Annotated in this window: 33 protein-coding genes and 2 tRNA genes; 22 read left to right on the top strand and 13 right to left on the bottom strand. The window is 46.2% G+C overall.

The features are described from left to right. Positions 1-67: 67 nt before the first annotated feature. Entirely contained in the window at positions 68-547 is a 480-nt protein-coding gene (locus QW520_01290) for a hypothetical protein (GenBank protein ID MEM0448444.1), read from the bottom strand. A gap of 128 nt (positions 548-675) precedes the next feature. On the opposite strand from QW520_01290, the gene QW520_01295 reads away from it, so the two are divergent. The 4 genes from QW520_01295 (at position 676) to QW520_01310 (ending at position 3092) form a co-directional block, all read left to right on the top strand. Next, on the top strand, positions 676-978 hold the full coding sequence (locus tag QW520_01295; GenBank protein MEM0448445.1) for a hypothetical protein: 303 nt from the start codon (positions 676-678) through the stop codon (positions 976-978). Positions 979-1051: 73 nt separating this feature from the next. Beyond that, a complete protein-coding gene (locus tag QW520_01300; GenBank protein MEM0448446.1) occupies positions 1052-1975 on the top strand; it encodes an AsnC family transcriptional regulator in 924 nt (307 codons plus the stop codon). A 248-nt stretch (positions 1976-2223) separates the two neighbouring features. Beyond that, entirely contained in the window at positions 2224-2547 is a 324-nt protein-coding gene (locus QW520_01305; protein MEM0448447.1) for a hypothetical protein, read from the top strand. Beyond that, on the top strand, positions 2544-3092 hold the full coding sequence (locus QW520_01310; protein MEM0448448.1) for a flavodoxin domain-containing protein: 549 nt from the start codon (positions 2544-2546) through the stop codon (positions 3090-3092). The genes QW520_01305 and QW520_01310 overlap by 4 nt, the downstream gene beginning before the upstream one ends. Positions 3093-3295: 203 nt before the next feature. Here QW520_01310 and QW520_01315 read toward each other — a convergent pair whose 3' ends face one another. Further along, on the bottom strand, positions 3296-4036 hold the full coding sequence (locus QW520_01315; GenBank protein ID MEM0448449.1) for a nitroreductase family protein: 741 nt from the start codon (positions 4034-4036) through the stop codon (positions 3296-3298). 176 nt (positions 4037-4212) lie between these two features. On the opposite strand from QW520_01315, the gene QW520_01320 reads away from it, so the two are divergent. Continuing rightward, positions 4213-5127 (top strand): ion transporter, encoded by a 915-nt coding sequence (locus QW520_01320; GenBank protein ID MEM0448450.1) that lies wholly within the window; start codon positions 4213-4215, stop codon positions 5125-5127. A gap of 20 nt (positions 5128-5147) precedes the next feature. Here the strand turns inward: QW520_01320 and QW520_01325 are convergent. Beyond that, a tRNA-Ile gene (locus QW520_01325) sits at positions 5148-5222 on the bottom strand. A 119-nt stretch (positions 5223-5341) separates the two neighbouring features. Between QW520_01325 and QW520_01330 the strand changes: the two genes are divergently transcribed. Further along, positions 5342-6160: a DUF1638 domain-containing protein gene (locus QW520_01330; GenBank protein MEM0448451.1), complete on the top strand. Its 819-nt coding sequence runs from the start codon at positions 5342-5344 to the stop codon at positions 6158-6160. 298 nt (positions 6161-6458) lie between these two features. On the opposite strand, the gene QW520_01335 is transcribed toward QW520_01330, so the two are convergent. Then, the gene (locus QW520_01335) at positions 6459-6869 is read right to left on the bottom strand and encodes a pyridoxamine 5'-phosphate oxidase family protein (GenBank protein ID MEM0448452.1); all 411 of its coding nucleotides are present in this window, start codon (positions 6867-6869) and stop codon (positions 6459-6461) included. Between the two features lie 85 nt (positions 6870-6954). Here QW520_01335 and QW520_01340 point away from each other — a divergent pair, with 85 nt between their 5' ends. From QW520_01340 to QW520_01355, 4 genes are all read left to right on the top strand, one after another. Continuing rightward, a complete protein-coding gene (locus QW520_01340; protein ID MEM0448453.1) occupies positions 6955-7695 on the top strand; it encodes a winged helix-turn-helix domain-containing protein in 741 nt (246 codons plus the stop codon). Between the two features lie 74 nt (positions 7696-7769). Continuing rightward, positions 7770-8609 carry a redoxin domain-containing protein gene (locus QW520_01345; GenBank protein MEM0448454.1) on the top strand — a complete coding sequence of 280 codons (840 nt, stop codon included), beginning with the start codon at positions 7770-7772 and terminating at the stop codon, positions 8607-8609. A gap of 73 nt (positions 8610-8682) precedes the next feature. Continuing rightward, entirely contained in the window at positions 8683-9648 is a 966-nt protein-coding gene (locus QW520_01350; protein MEM0448455.1) for a redoxin domain-containing protein, read from the top strand. A 553-nt stretch (positions 9649-10201) separates the two neighbouring features. Further along, positions 10202-10369, top strand: coding sequence for a hypothetical protein (locus QW520_01355; protein MEM0448456.1), 168 nt, complete (start codon positions 10202-10204; stop codon positions 10367-10369). A 318-nt stretch (positions 10370-10687) separates the two neighbouring features. Here the strand turns inward: QW520_01355 and QW520_01360 are convergent. The 3 genes from QW520_01360 to QW520_01370 all read right to left on the bottom strand — a co-directional run bounded on the left by QW520_01360 (position 10688) and on the right by QW520_01370 (position 12200). Further along, positions 10688-10763, bottom strand: a tRNA-Asn gene (locus tag QW520_01360). A 57-nt stretch (positions 10764-10820) separates the two neighbouring features. Next, positions 10821-11060 carry a hypothetical protein gene (locus QW520_01365; GenBank protein ID MEM0448457.1) on the bottom strand — a complete coding sequence of 80 codons (240 nt, stop codon included), beginning with the start codon at positions 11058-11060 and terminating at the stop codon, positions 10821-10823. A 303-nt stretch (positions 11061-11363) separates the two neighbouring features. Beyond that, the gene (locus tag QW520_01370; protein ID MEM0448458.1) at positions 11364-12200 is read right to left on the bottom strand and encodes a hypothetical protein; all 837 of its coding nucleotides are present in this window, start codon (positions 12198-12200) and stop codon (positions 11364-11366) included. 399 nt (positions 12201-12599) lie between these two features. On the opposite strand from QW520_01370, the gene QW520_01375 reads away from it, so the two are divergent. Genes QW520_01375 through QW520_01385 form a run of 3 tightly spaced genes read left to right on the top strand, consistent with a single transcriptional unit; the run spans position 12600 to position 15406 of the window. Next, a complete protein-coding gene (locus tag QW520_01375; GenBank protein ID MEM0448459.1) occupies positions 12600-13358 on the top strand; it encodes an ABC transporter ATP-binding protein in 759 nt (252 codons plus the stop codon). Further along, entirely contained in the window at positions 13342-14799 is a 1458-nt protein-coding gene (locus QW520_01380) for a hypothetical protein (GenBank protein MEM0448460.1), read from the top strand. Before QW520_01375 ends, QW520_01380 begins: the two co-directional genes overlap by 17 nt. 37 nt (positions 14800-14836) lie before the next feature. Continuing rightward, positions 14837-15406 (top strand): hypothetical protein, encoded by a 570-nt coding sequence (locus QW520_01385; protein MEM0448461.1) that lies wholly within the window; start codon positions 14837-14839, stop codon positions 15404-15406. On the opposite strand, the gene QW520_01390 is transcribed toward QW520_01385, so the two are convergent. Then, entirely contained in the window at positions 15387-15548 is a 162-nt protein-coding gene (locus tag QW520_01390) for a hypothetical protein (GenBank protein MEM0448462.1), read from the bottom strand. The genes QW520_01385 and QW520_01390 overlap by 20 nt on opposite strands. A 285-nt stretch (positions 15549-15833) precedes the next feature. Between QW520_01390 and QW520_01395 the strand changes: the two genes are divergently transcribed. From QW520_01395 to QW520_01405, 3 genes are read left to right on the top strand one after another with little or no spacing between them, the layout of a single operon-like run. Then, the gene (locus QW520_01395; protein MEM0448463.1) at positions 15834-16331 is read left to right on the top strand and encodes an ArsR family transcriptional regulator; all 498 of its coding nucleotides are present in this window, start codon (positions 15834-15836) and stop codon (positions 16329-16331) included. Positions 16332-16342: 11 nt separating this feature from the next. Beyond that, on the top strand, positions 16343-16870 hold the full coding sequence (locus QW520_01400; GenBank protein MEM0448464.1) for a tRNA (cytidine(56)-2'-O)-methyltransferase: 528 nt from the start codon (positions 16343-16345) through the stop codon (positions 16868-16870). Beyond that, the gene (locus QW520_01405) at positions 16860-17447 is read left to right on the top strand and encodes an HDIG domain-containing protein (protein ID MEM0448465.1); all 588 of its coding nucleotides are present in this window, start codon (positions 16860-16862) and stop codon (positions 17445-17447) included. The genes QW520_01400 and QW520_01405 overlap by 11 nt, the downstream gene beginning before the upstream one ends. On the opposite strand, the gene QW520_01410 is transcribed toward QW520_01405, so the two are convergent. Both QW520_01410 and QW520_01415 read right to left on the bottom strand, forming a co-directional pair. Further along, positions 17398-17898: a gamma carbonic anhydrase family protein gene (locus QW520_01410; GenBank protein ID MEM0448466.1), complete on the bottom strand. Its 501-nt coding sequence runs from the start codon at positions 17896-17898 to the stop codon at positions 17398-17400. The two genes, QW520_01405 and QW520_01410, sit on opposite strands and share 50 nt — an antisense overlap. Positions 17899-17928: 30 nt before the next feature. Continuing rightward, a complete protein-coding gene (locus QW520_01415; GenBank protein ID MEM0448467.1) occupies positions 17929-18195 on the bottom strand; it encodes a PRC-barrel domain-containing protein in 267 nt (88 codons plus the stop codon). 197 nt (positions 18196-18392) lie between these two features. Here QW520_01415 and trxA point away from each other — a divergent pair, with 197 nt between their 5' ends. From trxA to QW520_01430, 3 genes are all read left to right on the top strand, one after another. Then, positions 18393-18788 (top strand): thioredoxin, encoded by a 396-nt coding sequence (gene trxA, locus QW520_01420; GenBank protein ID MEM0448468.1) that lies wholly within the window; start codon positions 18393-18395, stop codon positions 18786-18788. Positions 18789-18998: 210 nt separating this feature from the next. Then, positions 18999-19892: an FAD-dependent oxidoreductase gene (locus QW520_01425; protein ID MEM0448469.1), complete on the top strand. Its 894-nt coding sequence runs from the start codon at positions 18999-19001 to the stop codon at positions 19890-19892. Beyond that, positions 19889-20410 (top strand): helix-turn-helix domain-containing protein, encoded by a 522-nt coding sequence (locus QW520_01430; protein ID MEM0448470.1) that lies wholly within the window; start codon positions 19889-19891, stop codon positions 20408-20410. Before QW520_01425 ends, QW520_01430 begins: the two co-directional genes overlap by 4 nt. Here QW520_01430 and QW520_01435 read toward each other — a convergent pair. The 3 genes from QW520_01435 to QW520_01445 are packed head-to-tail and all read right to left on the bottom strand — an operon-like array spanning position 20407 to position 23151. Then, positions 20407-21195, bottom strand: a complete 789-nt coding sequence (locus QW520_01435; GenBank protein MEM0448471.1) for an ABC transporter ATP-binding protein — start codon at positions 21193-21195, stop codon at positions 20407-20409. The genes QW520_01430 and QW520_01435 overlap by 4 nt on opposite strands. Beyond that, a complete protein-coding gene (locus QW520_01440; protein MEM0448472.1) occupies positions 21192-22016 on the bottom strand; it encodes an ABC transporter permease in 825 nt (274 codons plus the stop codon). Before QW520_01440 ends, QW520_01435 begins: the two co-directional genes overlap by 4 nt. 49 nt (positions 22017-22065) lie before the next feature. Continuing rightward, entirely contained in the window at positions 22066-23151 is a 1086-nt protein-coding gene (locus tag QW520_01445; protein MEM0448473.1) for an ABC transporter substrate-binding protein, read from the bottom strand. A gap of 275 nt (positions 23152-23426) precedes the next feature. Between QW520_01445 and QW520_01450 the strand changes: the two genes are divergently transcribed. The 3 genes from QW520_01450 to QW520_01460 are packed head-to-tail and all read left to right on the top strand — an operon-like array spanning position 23427 to position 24415. Further along, positions 23427-23876 carry a helix-turn-helix domain-containing protein gene (locus QW520_01450; GenBank protein MEM0448474.1) on the top strand — a complete coding sequence of 150 codons (450 nt, stop codon included), beginning with the start codon at positions 23427-23429 and terminating at the stop codon, positions 23874-23876. Next, entirely contained in the window at positions 23877-24176 is a 300-nt protein-coding gene (locus tag QW520_01455) for a hypothetical protein (GenBank protein ID MEM0448475.1), read from the top strand. Between the two features lie 23 nt (positions 24177-24199). Next, positions 24200-24415, top strand: coding sequence for a hypothetical protein (locus tag QW520_01460; GenBank protein MEM0448476.1), 216 nt, complete (start codon positions 24200-24202; stop codon positions 24413-24415). Positions 24416-24426 lie beyond the last annotated feature (11 nt).

The following is a 24426-nucleotide window of genomic DNA, read 5'->3' on the forward strand; positions in this document are numbered from 1 at the left end:
CACTTGAGCCAATTATTTATCTAATTTCTGGAATAATGATTTTAGCTCTAAGGAGCGAGGTTGATTCTCACCTTTTCGAAATCAATTTATCAGCGAATTCCTCAAGCTTTGATTCCCAACCTTCTTCCATAGGCCCCTTCATTCCCCGTACGAAGAGAGACAGTTCAGCCAATTTCTCGCCTTTCCTTCCGAGCATTTCATCCATAATTTGGATATTCCTCCGGTATTTAGCCAACTCCTCCTCGGTTGGGATTTTTCCTGTCTTTTTATCTGGCTGAGGAGCTAAATAAGTAGCCACCACTGCATATTTTGTATTGGGGGGCAGCACAACCTTTTTGGCGAAACGCCTCATAGTAGCAATCGGTCTACCTATGCGGGTAGGAGAACTAAAGACATAAACATCCGCTTGGGGAACGCTTTTAGGCTTTACCTCTTTCAAGTGATGGATTCCCACCATCGCGCCTCGGGCCATTAGGATTTCAGCCAGTTTAGTCATGGCCTTCTTGCCATTGCCCGATTTGGACTCATAATATATTTCGATTCTCATTTTGATCCACTAATGTATGCTCAAGTCTCATTCAAAATGATTATCCCTTATCTCTACAGGTTCTATCGATGTAGTAAACCGATGATGTTATTTGCTGCAACCCCTAATGCATAAATGGTGAGGGTTCTATGGTAAGATGCAGCAAATGTGGCGCGGAGAACCAAATGGAAGGTGCTTACTGCAGCAACTGCAGTATACCCGTGAAGAAGGGGCAACGTGAGTCATTTAGAGAAGTTCTAATTGCTAGACAATGGCTCATCGTGGCATTTACAATCAGTGTATTGCTAATAGGCTTAGGTATGGCGCTGGCCCTGTTCGGGGCAGAAATGGGAATGCCGAGAAGCCAAGGCCTCGGTTTTGGTCTAACGCTAATAGGAATAATCGTATTGGTCGGAAGCGTGATTCTATTTGGGTGGATTAAGTATCATTGATGTTGAATGAAATCTTACATCACGACTCATTTCCCTGATAACCTATATTAAGGAAGAAGACAGAACCCACAACGTGGACGAGATAGATGTAGCTATATGCCGGGCCTTCATGCAAAATTCGCGCCTATCCTTCTCCAAATTGGGAGAGGAGCTGGATATGTCTGCCCAAGCCATTCATCGAAGGGTCCAAGCTCTGATGGCTTCTGGAATAATCCAAGGGACCGTGACCCGTTTAACCCCAAAAGCCATGGGCTCCTCATGGTTGCTGATCAAAGGTTGGTCCAAGCTGCCCATTATGGATGAGATGGCCGCAAAGCTGGCACGGAGCGAACATTTGGCGTTGATACAAGTAGCTAGCGGCAATATGATGTACGTTCATGGTATGGTAGGTAACAGTATAGAGATGTCCAATTTCGTATCTTTTGTCATTCAAGAGGCGCAAATGCATGATGTCGAGGTAGGAATCGTACCAACTCCTCCGAATATTGAAAAGAAACCCTTATCACCCTTGGACCTGAGGATCGTCAACTGCTTGAGAAAGGATGCACGTAGGTCGATATCAGAGATTGCTAGTGAAGTCGACGTCACCCCTAAGACGGTAAAGAGAAGATTGGATTATCTTGTCCTAGAAGGACTGGTGAATTTTTCCATCCTTTGGAGACCTGATTTATTGGGGGATACTATGACGTATATCCACCTTCTCCTCAGATCGGATGTTGATAGGGAAAGGGCGATGGTTCTACTAGTGAGGAAGTACTCTCGCGGGATAATCAGAAGCTACGCATTCAGCAATGCACCGGATCGCATCCTTTTACTTTATTGGACGAACAATGTGCGAGAGATGGCAGAAACATGCAGGGAATTGGAAAGAGAGGGGCTATTCGTCTCCGTGGTCCCTCACATCCTTCGAGGGATTTATTACTTCGAGGAAAAACAGGCGGCAAGATTGCAGACAATGCTAGCTAGAAGTATTAAGACAAAGCGATCTATGGCTTAAGTTTTCTATTCCGATTCATCAAACCCTAGCTTGATGTTCCCGTCATATCCGCCTCTTATAAAAGCCATTTTTTATCGAGTATTCTTGACGAGAGATTATGAAAGGCTTCTCCTTAAGATTAGAACATGAGCTCAAACAATAATGGCTGCAATAGTAGGCCACAACAGAATTCATCGGGTTCCCATCTCGGGAAAAGGAGAAGATTAGGTGTTACTATAGTATGTTTATTAGCGGTATTTCAAAGTGCTATGCGTTTTGCCATACCAGCCATGATAATCGCCGGCGGAGGGCCAACTTTTGAAAGACCTCAGAGCCAAGAGATTAGCGATTTTATTCTGGTCATGTTTTTACTCATAGGCGCAATCGGGCTGTTGACTTCTTATGGTCTCTGGAAAGGAGAGACATGGGGATATTTTGGTACTATAATTCTCAGCCTTGCCATCATGGTATTTGACCTGTGGGCCGTGTTTTCAATTCAGTCCAGCGCTGCTATGGGTCTGGTGCTGCCAATGATTTTCATCATCTACTTGTGGACGATCAGGAAGGATTTTTCCAAAGGTGATAGGCAATGAAAGCTCTCATTGCCTACGGGACAAAATACGGTTCAACCGCGAGAGTGGCTGAGGAGATGGGTAGGGTTCTGGCAGAGAAAGGAGCAGAGATCACGCTCATGGATCTGCGTAGGTCAGACCATCATGCAATGGAGGATTTCGACCTAATTGTGGTGGGAAGCTGCATCAACATGCATAATTGGACGAAGAGGGCGCGCCGTTTCTTGATGGAAAATAGTACAGCCCTCTCTAAGCGCAATTTAGCCATGTTCGCATGTTGCATCGATATCGTCCTATTCCCATCTAAAAAAGAACAACTAGAGAAGGAGTATGTCAAGGATGTGGCAGCGGAGTTTGGTATAGATAAAGTCATGAGCATGAGGCTTTTTGGTGGAGAGGTTGACCTATCTAGGTACGGTTTTTTTGATGCAACATTGGCGAAAAGTTATATAAGGAACGAGAAAAACGAGGTCAGGCTTCAAGAATCAAAGGATCGACTGAACTTTCAGGATTGGAAAGAAATAAGAGATTGGGCTGCATCTCTTGCTATGATGATCCTAAGATAGTGGGGTTTCGATATCATTTTTCTGGAGGTAATTTAGGGCTATTCCAGTATTCCTCTGTGCTTAGAAATTCAAAGTCATGTCTTATGCATATTAAAATTATATTTTTAATCTATTTATTCAAATCATTATCAGGATTCCGCTAAATCATGGCTTTTCTATGGCCTTTTAAAAGTCAGTTTAGGTCGACGGACGATGAGAAATCATCAAAGCAGTCTTATTGAGCCTCCGTAGGCGTACCCTTTGGGAGGAGGAGTCCTGGGGCCCTTACGATTCAGCTCAATTTTATAGCCGAAGTGAAGACCAGCAAGCCATAAGTGGCAAAGAGCTATACCTAAATCGATCTCATTAAGCTCTTTCATCACCAATGAAGTGCTCACATACGCATCGATTATATCTTCAGATCCCGTGAAAAACCAAGGCTGCTTGTTCATACCTGATGGAGCCAGCCTCGCCGCCTCCAATAATGTCTCCTTTCCTTGTATATCGGTTATCTTGGTCAATGGATAGCGCTTGAATTCACTAAGGCTCATGCGATGCAAAGGCTCTTCAGGCTTTCCCAATGCCAACATGATTATGAATGACTTTCCCGAGATCTCTCGCAACTCTCGAGGAGGCTTCGGGCTCCCTTGCCAGCAGGAACCAATTCCGTGGGACGATAAGTAAAGATCCATTTGTTGCAGCATGAATCCTGCATTAGGAAGGTAACCATCCTTTTGTTCTGAATATATTGCGAGATAATGAGGCGCTGGTACTTTGAACATGCCTCTGATCTCATCTGGGGGCACCAGCTTGAATTCAGTTTTGATCTCGGGTAAAAATGGGAAGATCTCTTTACTCTTATCCATGACGTCTATTAAGTTTTCTTCTTTCAAAGGTTCTTTTAAAAATTTTCTAATGGATTTTCTTTTAAAAATGGTATTATAAAGAAGCTCATGATCAATCATTTTTTCCACCACTCAAGGTTAATATTACTTAAGCTGTCTAATCATAATAGGACTTATCACGATATATATTGATTCACAAATCTCAATTGCTTGGGCACGGCAAAAAAGAATATCTACTTGGCAGAAGATGAAATCTTGATTTTAAAAATGAAGTGTAAGGAGAGGAAATAATAGCGATGGGTTTAAGGAGAAGAACGCACGAAATTCTGGAATATACTAAAGAAGGGGACAGAACAGCATTTCTTTTCACCCTCCTGATTGCTTTATTGATAATCTTCAGTGTAGCTAGTGTTATTTTAGAATCGGTCTCTTCAATTCAGGAAAGATACTCGGCGCTTTTCTCTGTGGGTGAGGTCGTCACCGTATTGGTTTTCACGGTGGAATATGCTCTGAGAATCTGGTCATGCACTGAGGACCCTCGTTATTCTAGACCTGTGAGGGGGAGACTCAGATGGGCATTGACATTCTTCGCTTTGGTAGACTTAGCCGCGTTCTTACCTTTCTACATTCCATTCCTAATGACTTTCGATGCCCGTTTTATACGCGTGTTGAGGCTGTTGCGCATATTGCGGATTTTGAAGGTGGGAAGATATTCCAGCTCCATTCATCTATTAGCCAGAGTACTCCGCAGACAGGCTGAGGCGCTGGCGGTAACCTTATTTGGGGTCATAATTCTCATAATAATCGCCTCCTCCTTGATGTGGAACGTGGAATACGAAGCTCAGCCACAGACCTTCTCAAGCATTCCAGAGGCGATGTGGTGGGCCGTGGCAACCATTACCACGGTAGGTTATGGGGATGTCGTGCCCATCACCCCCTTAGGCAAGATATTGGCAGGCTTCATAGCCATACTGGGAGTGCTTAGCATAGCCTTGCCAGCAGGCATTATCGTCAGTGGGTTTATGGATGAAAGGAAAGAGGAGATGGCCCGTTGCGATGAATCGCTTAAACAAGTGGCCTTTAGACTGGAGCTTTTAGAGCGTCTCGATAGATTGAAAGATAAGGGCACTTTAACTTTAGAAGAATTCGAAAGGGAGAAACAAAGAATCTTGTGCTCAGGAAATGACAGCTCCGAAATAAGGAGGGAATGAAGTTCATAATCTTTGGGGAGTGGGCCCGGCCGGATTTGAACCGACGACCACCCGGTTATGAGCCGGGCGCTCTGGCCAGACTAAGCTACGGACCCATTTTCAGTCCACCCTTAATTCCAGTTAGGATATAAACATTATCAGGGCGTAAACGTTTTCCAATATTGCCCTTATTAGAAAAGCGAGGACTTAATTACGCGTTTATCAATTTCACGGCGTGCAATCCTCAAGTGGAGTCCTGGGCGTCATTGGATGTCCTATTTTAGAAGATGAACTGATATATGCGATATCACAAGATCCTGACATTTCGAGGTTGTACGTCGTCATTTGCGATGACTCCCGTAACTTCTTACGTAAGCTAGGATTAATTCAGAATTGCCCGCCCGTGGAAATAATCGACATGCAGGGGATTGCAGAGGTAGTGAAAGGTCAAGGTCTTCGGCTGCTAATCATCATGAAGTCCATGGCCTTGCATGAAGATCCCCAAAGGCTACGGCAAGAGGTGTTATCGACATTATCTCAGATATCCCCTTATTGCAACTCGGTTCTCCTATTCTATGGACTCTGTGGCAATGCCTTCCGTATCCATCCTTCGGAGGATTGTAGGGAGATTAAAAGTGTGCACATCTTGTGCGATAGACAAGGAAGGACGGTGGACGATTGTATTGCCGCCGTCCTGGGCGGTACGGATGGATATTACAATCTGCTACGAAAATTTCCTGGTGTTTTTTATTTGACTCCTGCCTGGGCGGAAAACTGGAAAGAGATGATTACGAAGATGGAAATCACCAGAGGGGTGGAAGGTCAAAGCCTCGAAACCCTTAAATGGCTCTTCGATTTGGCGGGATATCGGAAAGCCTTGAAATTGGACACTGGGCTAGGAGACAGAGCAATTTTTGAGGAGAAAGTGGATGAATTCGTGAACACCTTCGGATTCGAGAAGCTTTGTTCAGAGAGAGAGCTGATTACGTTGGAAGTGATTGACAGCTCATTCAGCAAAGCGAAGGCCGATGCTTTAGGTACCAAACCTAAATGATCATCATCTCTGCCTCGGGACTAGAGCCCGTTCGATTGATCTCTGTTCCGTAGCCGACATCATAATCACGCAGCATTCGAAGTATCTACTCCAGTCATTTTTCAGGTGCCTTAATCCTATTCGACCAACCAGTGGAGAGAGGTTTATCATGGAGTATTTTTTTATCTGAAATTAGGATTATGAACAAAGTTTTTCCCTTGTTTTGAAAAATGAAATAGTAAATGAGCGGAGAAAAGATATTGCCAGACTTTTGCAATTTATCCAACGTCTGGCAAGAAAATTAGGCTTAGAAGAGAATCTACGCCATTCTCTTGCCCGCTTCATAACTAGCGCTTTGATTCCAGACCTCAACTGGTTCGAGAGTCCATACGCCATGAGCTTTCAGGCCGATGGACTTCAACACCTCATTCATTTTGTCGAAAAGCGGGCCGGAGGTGATGTAATCCTTCACTTTGGCATGCACCTGATAAGATTTCATTTCCTGAGTCACTAGCACGCTCACGAGCTTGCCGCCCATCTTAGCGGCTTCTAGGTTCTTGCCGGTCTCCTTCATCAGGATTGCGCCAAAAGCTATCATTTCTGGGTTAGGTGCCATAGCACTCCCAACTTGTATGATGTGTGGCGTGCCGTCCTCTCGCACTGTGGCCAGGGTCTTTCCTGCTTTGGGGTTGTTGAATGCTTGAAACACCTCATCGGGCAGTTTTACCATAATGAGTCACCGAATCACTTAAGAGGACTACACAATACATAAATATTCTCAATGTATAATTTTCTATACAAATGGTTGATTGCAAATGGAAGAAGAAGCTCTGCTCCTCGAGCTGAAAGCTCTGCGCAATGAACTTAATCATCTTAACGAAAAAATGGTGCATATGCGCTATCACGACTTCCAAAGCGTTTTCTTTGGACAGATGCACATGGCAGTTGGTCTAGAAGGTAAGCGAACTTTCGACTCATTTCTTGAAAGTTGTAGGAATAAATCATCGTGCAATTGGAAAGAAGAGTGCTTACCGAAGCTAGAACAGACGGTCAATGAGTCTATTAGATTGGTCTCTGATGGAGATATCGAAGGAGCGATAGAACTCATTAATTCCCTTGACTCTTTAATTAGGGGTGGGGTCTCCCTTTGCTCAGATCGGGTCTGCTCATCGTCCACATTGGATAGTTTGGAGAAAATAAGAGCCATCCTAGGGGTCTATCGAGCTTTGAGCGAACTATCGGATGCAGGGTGGAGAGACAAAAACAATCCTCCAGAAACAAAGCCCAAACCGACCCCAGAGGAGATGGAGAAAACCATCGCTCCACTAGCCAATGTTTGGAGATTAAGAATCCTGAGGATGCTCTCGATCTCAGAGCGTACATTATCGGAGATTTCGAAAGAATTGGGTTTGCCTACCGGCCACCTTCAGTTCCATATGAGGAAATTGAGGGATGTGAATTACATCTCTCTCGATCGTCGGCGAGGATCTTATCGTCTCACCGCAAAAGGAAAAATGGTACTAGAGGGCGTTGAGCATCTGACAACTCGCATTTGATTACATGAGTCGCCCCATGCCTTTAGTAGGTGAGTGAGTAAGATTCAAGCAGGGTTGGAGCGTTGACGCATAGTATGAGCTGTTGCCCAACGCAGAGAATTGTCAGGGATAAGATTCCCGAAATCAATCCTACTGTATGGCTGAATACACCAGCGCTCAGCATGAAGGACTTCAAGAATAAGGTCGTCCTCTTCTATTTCTTCTCCTTTAATGAGGGATTCTCTGAGACCACATTAAGCCATCTATCATATCTTTGGTGGAGGATGAGGCGCCGCGGATTGATGGTAGTGGGAATACATACTCCATCATTAGAGAAGGAGAGGAATATTGAATTCATACGTGATGAGGTTCAGCATTTCGAAGTCGATTTTCCAGTGGCGGTGGACAATGACCATCGGATATGGAAAAGCTTCAGGAATCAATTCTACTCGCAATTCCATTTCGCTGATGTTCATGGCATCCTAAGGCATACTAGAGCTGGAAGCAATATAGAGGAGGAAGTGGAGCTTGCTGTTGTGCATTTATTGAACGAAGGTGGGAAGAAAGTCGATTTGGGGCCAGAAATAAACGGAGCCTGCTTCGAAGGGAAATGGTATGTGGGAGATGGATTCGTGGAGCTTGATGGCTCATATGGTAAAATTGAAATAAGATATATCGGGAAATCTTTAGACATTATCGCCTCGAGTCCTAAACCGCGCAAGTACACGGTACTGTTAGATGGAAAGGCTGTGCCTCTAGAACTCTCTGGCAAGGATTTATGCCTGGAAAATGGTAGAAGCTATTTGGAACTCTCACGTGAGAGAAGATTCGAGGTCATCCGCGACTCCCGTCGCAAGATGCGATTGCTTAGCATGACGGTGAGGGGCAAAGGTTTCAGGTTGCAAGGTTTCTGCGTGGATGAGGGTACGACCTAGTAAAATTCTCAATGGCAGGATTCCGTTATTCACTCGCAACCTTAATCTAAATCGAAGTCCAGTAATAGTTCGCATGAACCCTCTATTCAAAGTGAAGGCACCCGAGCTTCACGCCTCTTTTTGGTTGAATTCCGAGCCATTGACATGGAAGCAGTTGCGCGGCAAGGTCGTCATGATTGACTTCATGACCTATTCCTGTGTGAACTGCGTGCGTACCTTCCCGCACATGCGATATCTATGGAAGGAGCTGAAAGACAAACATTTTATGATTATAGGGGTGCACACGCCTGAATTCTCCTTCGAAAAGGAACCTAGGAATATCAGGGATGCTATCCGGAGACACGGGTTAGAATATCCTATCGCTGTGGACAATGACTATGAGATATGGAATGCTTTCGGCAATCGGTATTGGCCGGCACAATACTTTGTAGACCATGAGGGATATATTAGGCATTATAGGGCTGGTGAGGGAGGAGAGCAAGAGATTGAGGAATGGATCTCCTTGCTTCTCCGCCGAGTGGGAATGAAGGTAGAGTTTGGGCCTAGGCAGCATGAGGAGGAGATAGTTCTGCATGATCCAGTCACACCAGAGACCTACTGCGGTTTCCTGAGGAACACAGGCATGGGGAATCCCGCTGAGTGTGACGCACAGGGTAGATGTTTCTATCATGACACGGACAAAGTGCATCAGCTGGGTGTGATCTACTTAGACGGACAATGGAGGCAAACGGAAGAGTATTTGGAGCATGAGGGGAAGCAGAGGGGCCATATACTTTTAAGATATGTAGCGGGGGAGGTCAATTTGGTGATGACATCCCAACACGAATCGAGAATCGAAGTTCTCCTGGATGGCGGCCCAGTCCCTCCTAACAAGAGAGGTGAAGACATCATGGAAGAGTCAGGGAAGACTTACGTCATGCTCAATCGAGACGACATGTTCCGTATAATAAAAGATAAAAGCGGCGCCTCCGTCCACACTCTTACCCTAGTCACAAGCGAACCTGGAGTAAGGTTTTTTGCCTACACCTTCGGTCCTTAAGCTCTGAAAAGAGATTATGCTAATAAAGTTCGTATGGAAAGGTAGGAAAATCCCTGCAACTGAAATTAGTGATGTGGAAAAATGAAAAAGAATAAGCTTTAGGATTATTGGTTTAGCGGCTTAGGAGGATTTTACAACCTATGTAGAAGACGTTCTACGCCTCCAATCAAATTGTTCAAGGAAAAAGAAATTTTTTCGTAACTCTAGTAAGGATGGCAAGTCAATAGACTTTGCCTCTGATTGATGTAGCATCACTCAATCACACAAACGACAGAGCCACGACGTGAAAGTCGGGCCAACCTCACATGCTTATGCGCATGGAGATGATCATTTCAGAACAGTACTGTCCACGCTTCAATATGAATGAATGATTTTAATTAATAAAACATTATGCGCGGCGGTCATAGCCAAGAAGCGGGACCTGATTAGTATTTACTTCATTTTCGGTAATTATGGTAATTAGGCATTATACTTACTAGGCAAACACCATCACATATCGGGTTCGATTGGCCCAGGGAGGAAATTAATGTCTCAAGACCCGAAAGCGAGGAAATTGCCCGAGGAAGACACAATATTTTATGATGAAATCGATTTTTATCTCGACACAAGAAGGAGGATAGCCCTCATGAGTTTACGCGCTTCTGAATGCCGGCGATCAAAGCCCCTGCTCTATGTAGACTTAGACCATTATTTTGAGGATTCGGATTCCATGATGGCCTAGGCAAAGAGTGCACGAACCTGGACACATTTATTCAAAATACTTCATTGGATAATCTTAGCGGGACTCATTATGCTCAATACGTTTATGGCTTAGAACTCTTATTTGCAAATTCTGACCTTCTCGTCTGAGTCATTCTGAGCATTTGGAAATTAACAAGCGGTTTTCTATAAAATCGCATCGAGGCATTTCCATTTAAGTGTCATCTTGGTCTTTCGAAATAGCATGGGAAGGGAGATTATGCACAACATCGCTTTTCATGCCCATTTTATATTTCTTAGTGAATCAAAAATCATCCCACATTAGAAGGAAAATAAAAGGTGGCGCCGTCGAACGGGATCGAACCGTTGACCTTGTGATTAACAGTCACACGCTCTACCAACTGAGCTACGACGGCCTGCAATGTTGCGGAAAACTATCGCCTGGTATTAAACTTTTGGGAATCTAGCCTCAATTAGGGCAATGAGCCTCGCAATCTATTGACGGTCTCATCCATTGAGGTCAATATCGATTTCAGGTCCGTGAAGAAATCCTGTAGCTTTTCAGTCGTCACCGCCCCCTCTGGAGACGGAGCGATCAGTCCTTCCTGCTCAAGTATCCTCAGCGAATAGCGAACCTTATGCTGGGGAACATTCAGAAGTTCTGAGAGCCGGATGATGCCTATTGGCTCGTGCTCCATTATGGCTTTGAGCATCGTGACATGTCTCTCAAGGAGTTCTATCTCGCCCTCGAGCTTGCTTGTGAGAACGCTCCTTCCCTTCGTGACATCACCCTACCATCAACTTCTTCGGCATAATGTCATGACATGTCTCCTTATTAATTCGTTGCCCTCACGTGCTTTAGTTGCCAGGATAATTCAAGGGCCCGTTCAAGTTTTTGATGCTAGAGATTTAACCTTTCCTAAATTTTCATCTTTACTTATACTTTTGCCTAGTGCTTAATGGACTCAAAAAGTCTCCAAAGCAGGGAAAATCTTACTGGATATCCTAGCGATTAATCAGACCTTATTAATTTCGCATGCCCACCTATCATAGAAAGGGTCGCCCTCATTTTCGAACGTCTGAACCCTGCATTCTTTTTCTTGAGCCCAGGATTGGATCTGCCTAGCCTCTCTCTCCGTCCCTACCGTCACAAGCAGGAGTTCGGTCACCTCTATCATCTCATGAGTGATCTTTCTCCAAAAGGGTGCATTATGCGGTCCAATTTCACCCGCCATGAGCATTATTCCATATTCGCAACGTGTTAAGTACTTCGATGCATGGGTGCCGTCAAGGCACATCGTCTCCTCAGGCATTAGCCGGCCTTTGCGCAACCCTAAGGACAGGAGAGAGGGATCGTTATCAAAAGAAATGGGAAGCATCCCCAAGCTTCGTAGGGCAACCGACCCCGCACCAGATCCGCAACAAGCGTCGATGCATATTTCTCCTTCCATCGAACCCCACCTATTATTTATCAACCGTGAGATATTGAGGACACGGCCAGGATTGAAGTCATCGAGCGCGGGGGGCACTTCTTCAGCGATCCTCAAAGAGTAATATTCTCGCACCGCCGCCTGCCACTCATTCTTCTCTTCTTGAAAGATTTCCGCATCCAATTCCTCAAGCTTATCAAAAATCTCGGGATCAGGTCTGCGTAGTAGGAAAGAGGTGCATTTCCATCCCTTACCACTGTCTAAAGCGACAGCTAAGGGGTAATCGTCCGTAGAAATGAGCAATTTGGCTGCCTTGGCGGGCATAGATAGAATCATTCCTGTATATTTGTCATCAGCAAGATCCTCAAAGGTAGGCTCTATAAATTCCACTTCATCTAAGTCGAGCAATATCGCAGCGCGCATTATTTCTCATCTTAAATCTCAGAGATGTTCATAAAGCCTTCCCATTAGATCAACAAAAGGATGCAATCTTTTTTATCGAACTCCTGGTAAGCTTATTATATTGATACGAATTAATGTCGCATTATTTATATATAATATAATTATAAATAAATCTGATTTATTTAAGAAGAAGGTACAACGGCAGGGAACTAAAATTACAAAAATAACGTCCTAAATCAAAAAAATGCTAAATCCCTATTTTTAAAAATGGAGTTAATCAGATTTAGAGTTCCCCCTTTTATAAAAAAATTAGCGGTGATCATAGCGTTTACACAAAGGTCCATGTTCCATCATCCTTTATGACTACTGAGTTTTAAAAGGAACTCTAAATTACAACAAAGGATAGTCTTAAGGCAATTGTTGAATAGTACCTTTTCCGTCTTCAGAGGCGTGGACGTAATTGTGGTAAATCAACTTAGCAAGAAATATGGCTCGAAGTTAGCTCTTGACGGCATATCCTTTACAGTGGAGAAGGGTAAGTTATTCGGTTGTTTTGGACCAAATGGTGCGGGAAAAAGCTCCTTGCTACGCATCCTGACAGGCCAGACACAGCCGAGTCAGGGGAATGCTGCGGTACTGGGCTTGGACTGTGCCTCACAAGGGCTGGAGATCAAGAGGCGTGTGGGCATCGTTCCGGAGGTGGAGAGCCCCCCTTCTTATCTTACCGCCTGGGAGTTTTTGTATTTCACGTGCAAAGTACGCCAAGTCAAGGATGAAGAGCGAAGGATTGAGCACTGGCTCGATTTCTTTGATCTCCATGAGGCCAAGGGCACTCTGTGCCGTGACCTTTCCAAGGGAATGAGGCAGAAAGTGATGTTGGCGTCGGCTTTCATACATGAACCCGAGCTCCTTTTCCTGGATGAGGCATTCATCAATCTGGATCCCATATATCAGAAGAAATTGCGTGATTATCTACTGTCTTTGAGATCCCAAGGACGCACCATATTCTTATGCTCGCACATGCTGGATATAGCGCAGCGGCTTTGCCAGGAAGTGGTCATATTGAACAAGGGACGACTGGTCGCGCATGAGCAAATAGCACAGCTAGAGGAACGTGGCGAGAGCCTCGAGCAATTGTTCCTGAGAATGGTAGGAGAACTGGATGCTCGATCTGATTAAGCTAATGCTAAAGGAGGAATACCGCCTGCACGTCTCCTATTCCTCAGCTAGGGTATTCTTCTCCATGCCTGTATACGTTTTCGCCATCAGTTTCTTCTTCACCTCTACATTGCCTATAATTGAGGCTAACATCCCGATACGCGATATACTTCTCTTCACCAATGCAGGCGTCTTCATCTACGGCTTGAGCGTAGGAGCTTTCGGATTCCTGGGTAAGACATATCTGGAGAGGCGGTATGGTCGGACTAATTTTCTGGTAGCGATGCCCTTCCTGCTGCCCTTCACTTTTAGGAAAGCCTATGCCTCGATGTACCTTAGGGATGTCATTTTCTATGTAGTTTTGATCCTCATTCCTGGGTTGGTTGGAGCCCTGGCTTCTACCTTGGTGGTAAATTATAGGCTTGTCTCGTTATTGGCAGTGTTCGTAACGGTGCTTTTATCCTTTCTTTTAGGGGTGTCTTTTTCTTTCCTCGTCTCAGTACTTTACATCCGCTCTAAAGCGGCCTTCTTGGTGGTGATGACGGCCTTTATGATTCTCATAATGGCTTACGGCATTGACCTTATCCCATTGGAGTACCTTCTTCCATCTTGGGGTTTCCAGTTAGGCCTTAGACCCCTGGGGGAGGACCTATCCTTATCGATTGTGTATTTTATCATTAGTCTGGTCTCGTGCCTAGCCATGGCAGCATCAGCAGTGATTTTGGTCCGGCAAATTCCTTTGGTGGAAACACAGCGCGTTGGGGACAACTATCCCCGTTACTTCGATGCCTTTCGAATGGCCCGATCCCTACAGCCTTTACTTTCCAAGGAGTTCTCAGATATGGCCCGTTCCGGCGGGATCAGTAAGATGCTGATTGCTTATATCGTCCCATTACTCCTCATATCCTTCACTACTTGGTACGTGAATAACGGCTTAGCCATTCCAGTAGGTTTCAATACTGTATTCTATGCCGCAATGGTGGGTTCTTTCGGCATACTGTTATATTCTTGGATCGCGAACCTCGACGCATTGGATTATCTTGAGACCTTACCTATCACGGTTCCCCAGGTCATCAAGGCCAAGCTTGCTGCCTTCTTCCTACTCACCATCCTAACTTCGACCTTTTTCGTGTTGGCCATAGCCTCGGTCAACCAAGAGACAAGACTGCTATGGTTGGCACTGCCTGTACTCTACACCACCACAGCCTTTATGGTGGTGGCCACCGCATACCTGACAGGCCTAAGCCCTAACTCAGTCCTTTTCAATCCTGGGGTGATGACACGGTTCATGATGGTTTCGCTACTGCCTGATCTGGGCATAGCCATCTTGTCTTTCAGCCTCGATCGTGATCCTGTGATTTCCATCACCGGTATACTCACTGTGCTCAGTGTCCTCTCCATCTCTACCTTAATTCTATATAGAGGTATTGAGGGCAAGTATGCGCATCAAAATTTCGTATAGAGATGAAGAATAAAATAGAAATTCCATATGGCTCTCGATGGAAGAAGGCTATTGGTTGAGACGCATAGTGCACATGAGCGCACCCCTTCTATTGATATATTATGCAATTCCCGATTTCATATTCGGGGTGGGGAAATGGTTAGGCTTAGTTCTCATATTGATAATCGTCCTTTTTTTCGACCTAATGCGCTTAGCTTTCCAATGGAGGATTATTGGCTTTCGTGATTACGAGTATCGCCGTCTATCCGCTGCTGCCTGGGCGGCCTTGGGGTTCACTCTAATATTCCTTCTCTTTCCTTTGGAGATTGCCGCGCCGGCAGTTCTGGGGATGGCTTTAGTAGATCCAATGATAGGTGAGTTGCGTCGACGAGAGAGTAGGTTATATCCTTTATTGCCTGCTATATTCTATTACGTTTTGGCCTCACTCTGTTTCTATTATATTATAGGGTTTGATTGGATCATAATGCTGGCCTGCTTAATAGCTACCATTTTGGCCATAGGGGTGGAAAGAGCGCGTACAAAATTTGTAGACGATGACTTTCTCATGCTAGTTGTACCCGCATGCGCTCTCGCTATTACCCTGAGTCTCACTTCTTCTCTTTCCTGATCATATTTCCCCAGGGAGCGCGGTAAACGTCACGCTTGACCTTGGTCTCTATGGCTTGAATCGGGCCATCACAACAGTCTAATGCCGCCTGTTCGGTATTGTGCCGCTTTCCGCATGTGAAGCATTGGTATTTGATAGGCATCCACACCTCGAATGCAGCTGACCGATAATAATCTTTTCATCCATCACTAATTAATTTTACTTACGACTAGGAATTTTATAATAATAAATTTCACAACCATCTGGCAAGTTTTAATAAGAAAGTCAAAGCAAGAGTATTAAGAATTAGGCCTTTATATATTAAACGGATCATTGTGTCGATGTCTGATAATTTAGGCATCGCATTGGGTGTTAACGACTATTTTCTTACTTGATGCGAGCAAGGACTCACATTTATTTATAATCCTGTAAACCAATTAGAGGTGATATGAATAGAATAAAGGTCATCAACGAGCCCTCAGAACTCGTCCCGATGCTACGGGCCGTTGATACCAAGGTGAAGAGGGAGGTCCTTAAAGAGGTCACCTTGGAGTGGCGTACTGCAAAGGAGATCGAGGCCAAGTACGGGGAGGAGGGCAAGGAGGCCATACGCTTCTTCGAGAAGATGAAGCTGGTAGAAACCAAGTGGCAATCCACGGGGGGAAACTATCCGGAGAAGTCCTATCACACTTATTATAACTCGTTCCACATCAATGCCTCTTGGCCGGTCTATGAGATATCGGACGTGTTGTCAGTAGCTATGATGCCAGAGGAGGAGTTCAAGGAACTCGAGGAAAAGATACTCAAGATGGTAGGCAGTGAGGGAAAGTTCTCTGGTGACGTGGCTGAGAAGCTGGGAATAACTTCCACTATGCTGAAGTCTCTGGTGAAGAGATCCGTTCGGCTTGACTTCCGTGGGCACCGCATAGAGCGCGTCAAGGATTGAGCAGGTGGAGAATGGAAATACACGTGCTTAGGCTAGGCCATCGTCCCGCGAGGGACAAGCGCATCTCCACTCATGTGGCCCTGACCTCTCGCGCTTTAGGGGCCAAAACCATCGCCTTCTCTACGAAGGACCCTGACTTAGAGGAGAGTGTGATGGATGTGGTTCGACGTTTTGGTGGGGATTTTGAAATCAGGACGGGTGTGAAATGGAAGCCCTTCATGCGCGATTTCGAGGGCACGAGAGTGCACCTCACAATGTATGGACTGCATATCGATAACGTGATGCCTAAGATATGGACGCATGCAGAAGAGCGTTTGCTGGTAGTGGTGGGAGCGGAAAAGGTACCAGGAGACGTGTATCAAATGGCTGATTTCAATGTGGCGGTAGGGAATCAGCCACACTCCGAAGTCGCTGCATTGGCGGTCTTCCTAGACCGTCTCACTAGGGGAGAAGGGCTGAGGAAAGAATTCCATGGCAGATTGAGGGTGATTCCTTGTGAGAAAGGGAAGAAAATCATTGAAAGAGAAGATGCCCAGTGAGCGAGAATGCTTGCAGATTCTTGAGGAAGAGGGTGCCAAGCGCAGCCTGTTACAGCATGTTTGCACTGTCAAGTTGATAGCCGCAGAGATGGCGCGTCGCTCTGGCGCTGACCTGCCTTTGGTATTGGCTGCGGCACTTCTACACGATCTAGGGCGCACTAGAACGCAATCGGTTTTGCATGTGGCGGAGAGCGTACGACTAGCGAGAGAGAGAGGGCTGCCAGAACGCCTCATTCAAGTGATTGGCAGACATGTGGCGGCAGGATTCACTGATGAGGAGGCTTTGGCTTTAGGACTGCCCCCGGGTGACTATATGCCTCGTACCCTAGAGGACAAGATAGTGTGCCACGCAGACAATTTAGTCAAGGGAGAGAACGGAATGCTAACCCTTGAGGAGGCGATAAGAGAGATAGAAAGAAAAGGCCATCACAGCACTGCGGAACGCATGAGAATCATGCACGAAGAGCTCTCCCGAGCCTGTGGAATAGATATTGATAGGATTGTCCTAGAGCTGAGGTCTAGGGGTATCAAGGACCCCTGCGGCGAGGATAGCGACCAGCCAAGTACTCGTCCCTAAGTCTTTGGTAGGATAGCGAGCTTTCTAAAGCCCTCTCTCGAGTGTGAGGATCATCGCTCCTGATGATCTTGCCTGGTACACCCACCACCACTGACCTGGGAGGTATGACGCTCAGACCAGTTATGACGGCGTTAGCGCCTATTATACAATCCTCGCCGATCACTGCACCATCCAGTATAGAAGAGTTCATGCCTATGATGCATCGATCGCCGACAACGGCTCCATTGATTATGGCCCCATGTCCAACGGTGCAATCCTTGCCTATGGTAGTGGAGCGTCCTTCGGCTGTGTGCAGAACTGCATGATCTTGGACATTGGAGTTCTCGCCTACTATGATCTTGCCACCATGGTCCCCTCTTATGACTGCGAATGGCCAAACGCTTACACCATCATGCAGTTCCACATCGCCGATAATGACTGCGGTTTCATCCACGTAAATATTGCGTGACATACCAGGCCAAATAGGTGGATTTGAAACAACTCATTTTTTCGGCACTGGACCTTTGCGCGTCACGACCCTTTTAGGGAAATACTTGAGTATTATTACATCTCCGATGGCCTGAATCCAGCGGTATGGTACATTGACAGCCTTAGAATCCTCCACTAGAAGAGGATTGGTCTCATGTATGAAAAGCCCATCAACCTTCTTATGTTCCAAATCCAGGACCAGATTATTCACATTTCCCAGAAAGATTCCGTTAGGGGTGTATACCTGCAGACCTATGAGCTCAGAAGCTTCCACCATCATCGGCCCTCACTAAAAGCGGAATGTTTATCTTCTTTCTTAAACCCTTCGGGTGGCTGGATAAAAAGTGCTATGGGCTTAACTCTCCTCAAGACGGGACAGGAGCAGCGCATAATTCCGAGGTTAAAAAAGAAAAATTTATATTTTAAAAGATGCTTCGGTTTTGCAAATACTTTGCACAACCGGAATCGGGGAGTAGCATGGATGAAGAATTGGAAGCAATAAGGAGGAAGAAGATGGAAGAATTGAAAAAAGGGGAAAAAATCCTCGATTGGCCTCATGAACCCGTCAATTTGACCGATGTGAGTTTCGATGCCTTCGTGAATAAGTACCCAATGGTCGTTGTCGATTGTTGGGCGCCGTGGTGCGGACCCTGTCGCATGGTCTCACCGATAGTTGATGCTCTGGCCAAAGAGATGGCGGGCAAGGTAGTATTCGGGAAGTTGAATACCGATGAGAATCCAGCTATCCCGAGTAAATTCAGGATAAGTGCCATCCCTACATTGTTGGTATTCAAGCAAGGACAGTTGGCGGATCGCATTGTCGGTGCTATGCCTAAGGAGCAGTTGGCGGCCAGGATTAAGAAAAATCTTTGAAAGTGTTATATGGTTCTTGCAGTGATTTTATTGCTCAAAGGGACTTATAAGAAAAAAAGATTAACGACGAAGCAGTGGCAGGGTGATAGTTAGATAATCATTTATGGTACCTTTCGGAAACAAATAAACCCCCAGCCCCCTCCAAATGGACAAATAGCCCCGCGTCCGTACTATATTTTGAGTGATTGAGAGGATTGGGACGGTGAGCCATTGGAGGTCGATTTAGTAATCATCGGTTCGGGACCTGCTGGATTGCAGGCGGCTATACATGCCGCTAGGAAGAAGGTGAGCGTAATAGTTTTGGGGAGGTTAGAAGCAAGCAATCTAAACCGGGCTGAGATAGAGAATTATTTTGGTTTGGAAAGAGCGTCCGGAAAGGATCTCTTGCTTAGAGGCGCAGAACAGGCGCGAAAATTCGGAGCTCAGCTGTTAGAGCAAGACGTTATGAAGCTGGGGAAGAAGGATGGAAAGTTCTTGGTCATAACAGACAGCGATTTAGAGATCGTTTGCAAGGCAATTATACTGGCCCCAGGAGTGTCCCGCAAGAAACTCAACGTACCCGGGGAGAAGGATTTCCTAGGCAGGGGGGTCAGCTATTGTGCCAATTGCGACTGCAATTTCTTCCGTGGCAAGAAGGTTGCTGTGGTGGGAGATGAAAGCACGGCTGCAGCCTCAGCCCTGCTCCTCACGGAGTATGCTTCCATAGTCTACTGGATTTCAAAAAGTCTAAAAGTGGCCCCCCAGCTTATGTCTAAGGTCAAAGCTTCGAGAGTTCAGATGGTCTCCCCAGCATCCGTAGCCCGAATAATCGGTGAAGAAGTCGTAAGCGCCTTAGAGCTGAACGATGGGCGCAGGCTGGAGGTTGATGGCGTGTTCATCGAGCTTGGAGCCAAGGGCGCGGCCGACTTGGCATTAGATCTTGATATCATACCAGATCCCAGCGGAATAATCGAGGTCAACAAGGATATGGAGACCTCGGTCCCAGGCGTTTTCGCATGCGGTGATGTTACGGGGGAGCCCTGGCAGTTGGCGCGAGCCGTAGGTCAAGGCTGCATAGCTGGCATCAACGCCGCCAAGATGATCAGGAAGGAGGATAAGGGATGACCTTGGTGGACGAGCTCATCATCGGCATTTTGCGCGGGCCAGAAGGTTTTAGAGATTCGCTAAAAAAGATATTAAATGAGGATTTGAAGATGAGTATTAACGATTTCTGCATGCGTACTGGACTATCCCCTTCTACCATCTACAAAATAATGCAGGAGAAGCGGGAACCTAACCTCAGAACGGTGCGCAGCGTGCTGAGGGCTGTACGAACCTTGGAGAAGCAACCTTCCGGCCCCTTCATCGCCGTGATCGCCTCTAGGGGGGTGCTGAACAAAATAGAGGAGCGTATAGTTCCTGTGGGGGATAAGAAGGTGAGGGTCAAAGAATATCCAGCTCAGACCATGGAAGAGGCCATCATCGCTGCGGTAATGGCAGAGAGAGATGGAGCATTGGCAGTGGTCTGCGCTCCTATAGTCGCCCCCACAGTGGAGAAGATTCTGACAGTGCCAGTATCTGTCGTAATACCACGCGATTCGGTTCTTAGGGCCATAGAGGCGGCGGCGAAGAAAGCTCTTTAGGCACTCGTGATGGGTGAGGCACCGAAAAGAGGCGTCTTTACAACTTCTCTCTCCAATTCAGCCAATATCTTCTTCCGCAGATTGGCGAATTCCACACTCGCCCTGTCCCTCGGCCTCTCCCAACTCACCTCGAATATTTCTTTGATTGTGCCGGGCCGGGAGGTCATGACAACTATCCTATCCGCAAGGAAGCAGGCCTCGTCCACTGAATGGGTGATGAAAAGAACGGTTTTCCTCGTCTCTTTCCAGATTCTCAACAATTCTTTCTGCATAAGATTCCTTGTCTGTGCGTCTAGAGCGCCAAAGGGTTCGTCCATAAGGAGTAGCATGGGTTCGTTAGCCAAGGCGCGGGCTATACCAACCCTCTGCTTCATCCCTCCCGATAATTGGTTGGGATGGTAGTTTTCGAAACCTTTCAGCCCGACCAAGTCAATATATTTTTGCGAAATCTCCCTTCTTTTTTCTGCAGGAACCTTTTTTATCTCCAAGCCGAACTCCACGTTTTTACGCACCGTCCGCCAGGGAAATAAGGCAAACTCCTGAAAGACCATGCCTCTGTCGGAACCCGGCCCTTTTATAGGTTTGCCATTTAGCAGGATCTCGCCTGAGGTGGGAGTCTCTAATCCAGCGATAATGCGCAATAGGGTAGTCTTCCCGCAACCGGAAGGTCCTAAGACGCATATGAACTCACCCTCTTTCACGTCGAGATTGAAATTTTCTATGGCTAGGGTCTCACCATCCTTTTTTGGAAAAGACTTCCTCAGATTCTTTATAGACAATATCACAGCATCCCCATCCTGCTGCGGATGATCTTCTCCGCCCAGCCACTTAAAGTAACAGTTAGCAAACCTAGTATAGCGATTACAATCATGCCGGCGAACATATAGTCATAGAAGCCAACCTGCTGTTGCACTAGGATGTAATAACCCACCCCTCCTCCGGAGGCAGCTATCCATTCCGCTGCCACTATGCACATCCAGCCCACTCCCATACCGATGGTAATGCCTGTCATAAGATAAGGCACGCTAAAAGGAAGGATGACCTTAGTGAATAGAGCCAGCTTTCCCGCTCCCTGAGTGCGAGCGGCATCGAGCAGGGAATCATCCACGCTCTTCACTCCTAATATAACATTGGAGAGCAAGGGGAAGAACACACCGATGAAAACTGTTAATATGGGGCTGAGAAAGGCGCCGAAAGCGACGAAGAAGAATGGCACCCAGGCTATGGGGGGAATGGGGCGGAAAAGCTCTACGATGGGTCGCGAGAACGTCTCCACCCAGGGGAGGAACCCCATAAGTAATCCCAAGGGAATGGCGATTACAAATGCTAAGGCGAATCCCTGGAGGAAGCGTTGCAAACTAGCCCAAATATTCTGCCACATCGTTATCCCTAGATTGGGGTCAGGAACATTGAAGGATTTGACAAAAGCTTGAAAGACTTGGTCGGGTGGGGGGAAATATTTTAAATTGAAAATAATCGAAAGGCCCCACCATACCAGGATGAAGACAGTCAAAGAAACCAACACTATGAAAATATTTGAGAGCCTTCTTCTAAGCAAAGTCTTCCTATCCGTAAATTGAGTCCTGTTGGTAAGGCTCCCAGACATGGACAACATAACTTGATTGAGGTGATAAAAAGGTTTGGAACGGGCACTTCTAGGTGCCCTTCAGCCTGACCTCGAATCCTCTTTCCTTAGCATAGACGAGTAGGAGCAGGTGTTGGATCGAGGAAGGGCCAGGCGTAGCCACGGTCTTATTGTCCAACTGGTCAAAGCTTTGTATGTCTGGGAGGGCGAGGATGGCCGACCCCTCGCTGTTGGCCAAGGCTACCACTTTAATATCCGTACCCACGTTTAACTTCTTCAGGATGGCCGGTGGTGCCCCGAGGTAGCCCACATCAATCACACCGGCTGCGAAAGCGTCCATTACTGCCCCACCGTTGAGATAGCCTGCAGGATTGGGGGATATGACACTCACTCCGTATTTTTGGTAGAGAGTCTTTCCACCTCCCACCGTAGCGTTCATGGCCACCACCCGTGCGAATTGATGCAGATCCCCTGTTAGATATCCTATCCTCACCTCACCTAATATCTCCTCAGAGGGTTGCACGCTCATCGCCGCAGTTATGACAGAAGTGTCTACGAAGTCAGCTAAAAAAGCTTCAACATTAGCATATTGCCCGAGGCTGGTCTGATTTAACTCGATGAACATTCGAGTAAACTCTTTGAAGCCATTCTGAACTTCCGTGGAAAGCTGGTAAGAGTATTTTATATGCTCCACCGCGGCTTGGACCACAGCTATTGAACGACCGCTGAAGGAAGCGCCCATCTGCATCAATAAAGTGTAATTGGCGCCATTTGGGTTAGCTAATGCATCTAAGACCCATTGGTTCGCCTCGATATGTGCTCTCGTAATTCTAGCCACTAGATCAGGATTGGCATTAAGAAAGGAAGTCTTCACGGCCAACACACAGCATGGATGATTCGGCCAAATTTCCCCGGACCATTTCAGCACATGCGCATCTCCAGCTAAGACAGAATCAGAGCAATATGGCTCCCAACTAACTCCGGCGTCTATGGCCCGAGAGGCGAAATTAGCCTGTTGATCCTTAGGTGCGATTTGAATCCAGTAGATTACTTTCCCCTTTTGGGGAGCGGGCGTCATGAAGAATGTTGCAGCTATTGCGGCGACTAGCACTATTGCGCCTATGGCAACCGCCAGGATTACAGTCTTCTTCTCCAAGATAACTCACCTTGATAATTCTAGTCTCCCATCATATAAATTATTTTTCTAAAAGGAGGCAAAACTTATCCTATTTGTATAAAGGAATCGAATTCATTGCACTTATGCCATCATTTCTGCATTGATCGTTCCAAAAAAGCTTGTTTACTTTATTCCTTCATTGAAATTAAGAGAGTTCTATCTAAATCCTGACATAAATATAAATTAAAATAATTCTAGCTCCAACCGATAGAAAATATAATTAATGCTTTAAAATCATCAAGCGGAGCGATAATATGTTCGAAATACAAGTTGTGAGTAACACGCCCCTGACACCTTTGGATGATATAGACGAGGTGGCTCTTCAATTCCTGCAGATGATAGGATACCTTCCCAAAGGGTATGATCCTAAGACTAACGCCTCAGATGTGCAGGAAAGCGTACCCTATCGCATGTTCACCGAGTGCCTAATAAAGAATATGAAACGTGCTTGGACAGTAGAAGATCTGGCTGCTCAATTAAATACCACAAAGCCCACAATATATCGCCACCTCAACAAGTTGAAAGCCATCGATATACTTGAAGAAGTGGAGACAGAGAGAGAAGGGGAAAAGAAAAAAGGATATCGCATAAGATATGGGGACCTGTCAAAGGCGTGGAATTTCACTGAGGCCAATGTGGAGATGGCGATGGACTCATACCGCAAGACAGTGGATCATCTTCAACGCCTGGCGGAGGGGAGATGAATGGCTCCGAATAAAACTTTGCAGAAGGCAGAGGAGATAATCGGAATGACCAAAGGCTCAAAATACAGGGTCTTAAGCAAAGGTTCAGGGGACCAGCCCCTTGAGTCCGTAGGCGTTTTCAAGGGGTATACCGCCTTTGGCCACGACTCTGCTCTTAGTCTAATGTTGGAGGAGAAGGAAGGGGTCCCAGGAAGGACCAGACTAATCCCTTGCACGGCGGTATTGGCTGTGGATGTAATAGAATTCAGGCCGGAAGAGAAGGTGGAGGAGAAAGAAGAAGTAAAGGTGTATTTCAATTAGAACAATTATGAGCAAGGGGAATTATGAGCAGTATTAAGGATAACGGCTCAAGCGAAAGGGTGCGCCATACAGCGGAGATGAAGATATTCGCTGTGCTTACGCTAGTCGCCCTCTTAGTCGCCCTACTCGGACTCTTCTATCAGGAATCAACGGTGTTCTTTTTCGGCTTAGCTTTCGCCATCTTCTCCATTTTCGGCGTATTGTACGCCTTAGCTAAGCAAAAGCGCTGGCTTTTTTGATGAAGAAAGGC

This window comes from Methanomassiliicoccales archaeon, assembly GCA_038740345.1.
GTDB lineage: Archaea > Thermoplasmatota > Thermoplasmata > Methanomassiliicoccales > UBA472 > JAJRAN01.

Bases quoted from the DNA above. Each gene is read 5' to 3' on its own strand.
- QW520_01380 (MEM0448460.1), top strand. From the start codon at position 13,342: ATGCTCGATCTGATTAAGCTAATGCTAAAGGAGGAATACCGCCTGCAC.
- QW520_01410 (MEM0448466.1), bottom strand. From the start codon at position 17,898: ATGTCACGCAATATTTACGTGGATGAAACCGCAGTCATTATCGGCGAT.
- QW520_01405 (MEM0448465.1), top strand. From the start codon at position 16,860: ATGCCCAGTGAGCGAGAATGCTTGCAGATTCTTGAGGAAGAGGGTGCC.
- QW520_01310 (MEM0448448.1), top strand. From the start codon at position 2,544: ATGAAAGCTCTCATTGCCTACGGGACAAAATACGGTTCAACCGCGAGA.
- QW520_01365 (MEM0448457.1), bottom strand. From the start codon at position 11,060: ATGCTCAAAGCCATAATGGAGCACGAGCCAATAGGCATCATCCGGCTC.
- QW520_01335 (MEM0448452.1), bottom strand. From the start codon at position 6,869: ATGGTAAAACTGCCCGATGAGGTGTTTCAAGCATTCAACAACCCCAAA.
- QW520_01350 (MEM0448455.1), top strand. From the start codon at position 8,683: ATGAACCCTCTATTCAAAGTGAAGGCACCCGAGCTTCACGCCTCTTTT.
- QW520_01400 (MEM0448464.1), top strand. From the start codon at position 16,343: ATGGAAATACACGTGCTTAGGCTAGGCCATCGTCCCGCGAGGGACAAG.
- QW520_01450 (MEM0448474.1), top strand. From the start codon at position 23,427: ATGTTCGAAATACAAGTTGTGAGTAACACGCCCCTGACACCTTTGGAT.
- QW520_01430 (MEM0448470.1), top strand. From the start codon at position 19,889: ATGACCTTGGTGGACGAGCTCATCATCGGCATTTTGCGCGGGCCAGAA.
- QW520_01315 (MEM0448449.1), bottom strand. From the start codon at position 4,036: ATGATTGATCATGAGCTTCTTTATAATACCATTTTTAAAAGAAAATCC.
- QW520_01370 (MEM0448458.1), bottom strand. From the start codon at position 12,200: ATGCGCGCTGCGATATTGCTCGACTTAGATGAAGTGGAATTTATAGAG.
- QW520_01395 (MEM0448463.1), top strand. From the start codon at position 15,834: ATGAATAGAATAAAGGTCATCAACGAGCCCTCAGAACTCGTCCCGATG.
- QW520_01305 (MEM0448447.1), top strand. From the start codon at position 2,224: ATGCGTTTTGCCATACCAGCCATGATAATCGCCGGCGGAGGGCCAACT.
- QW520_01290 (MEM0448444.1), bottom strand. From the start codon at position 547: ATGAGAATCGAAATATATTATGAGTCCAAATCGGGCAATGGCAAGAAG.
- QW520_01320 (MEM0448450.1), top strand. From the start codon at position 4,213: ATGGGTTTAAGGAGAAGAACGCACGAAATTCTGGAATATACTAAAGAA.
- QW520_01345 (MEM0448454.1), top strand. From the start codon at position 7,770: ATGAGCTGTTGCCCAACGCAGAGAATTGTCAGGGATAAGATTCCCGAA.
- trxA (MEM0448468.1), top strand. From the start codon at position 18,393: ATGGATGAAGAATTGGAAGCAATAAGGAGGAAGAAGATGGAAGAATTG.
- QW520_01440 (MEM0448472.1), bottom strand. From the start codon at position 22,016: ATGTCTGGGAGCCTTACCAACAGGACTCAATTTACGGATAGGAAGACT.
- QW520_01385 (MEM0448461.1), top strand. From the start codon at position 14,837: ATGGAAGAAGGCTATTGGTTGAGACGCATAGTGCACATGAGCGCACCC.
- QW520_01390 (MEM0448462.1), bottom strand. From the start codon at position 15,548: ATGCCTATCAAATACCAATGCTTCACATGCGGAAAGCGGCACAATACC.
- QW520_01295 (MEM0448445.1), top strand. From the start codon at position 676: ATGGTAAGATGCAGCAAATGTGGCGCGGAGAACCAAATGGAAGGTGCT.
- QW520_01455 (MEM0448475.1), top strand. From the start codon at position 23,877: ATGGCTCCGAATAAAACTTTGCAGAAGGCAGAGGAGATAATCGGAATG.
- QW520_01415 (MEM0448467.1), bottom strand. From the start codon at position 18,195: ATGATGGTGGAAGCTTCTGAGCTCATAGGTCTGCAGGTATACACCCCT.
- QW520_01460 (MEM0448476.1), top strand. From the start codon at position 24,200: ATGAGCAGTATTAAGGATAACGGCTCAAGCGAAAGGGTGCGCCATACA.
- QW520_01340 (MEM0448453.1), top strand. From the start codon at position 6,955: ATGGAAGAAGAAGCTCTGCTCCTCGAGCTGAAAGCTCTGCGCAATGAA.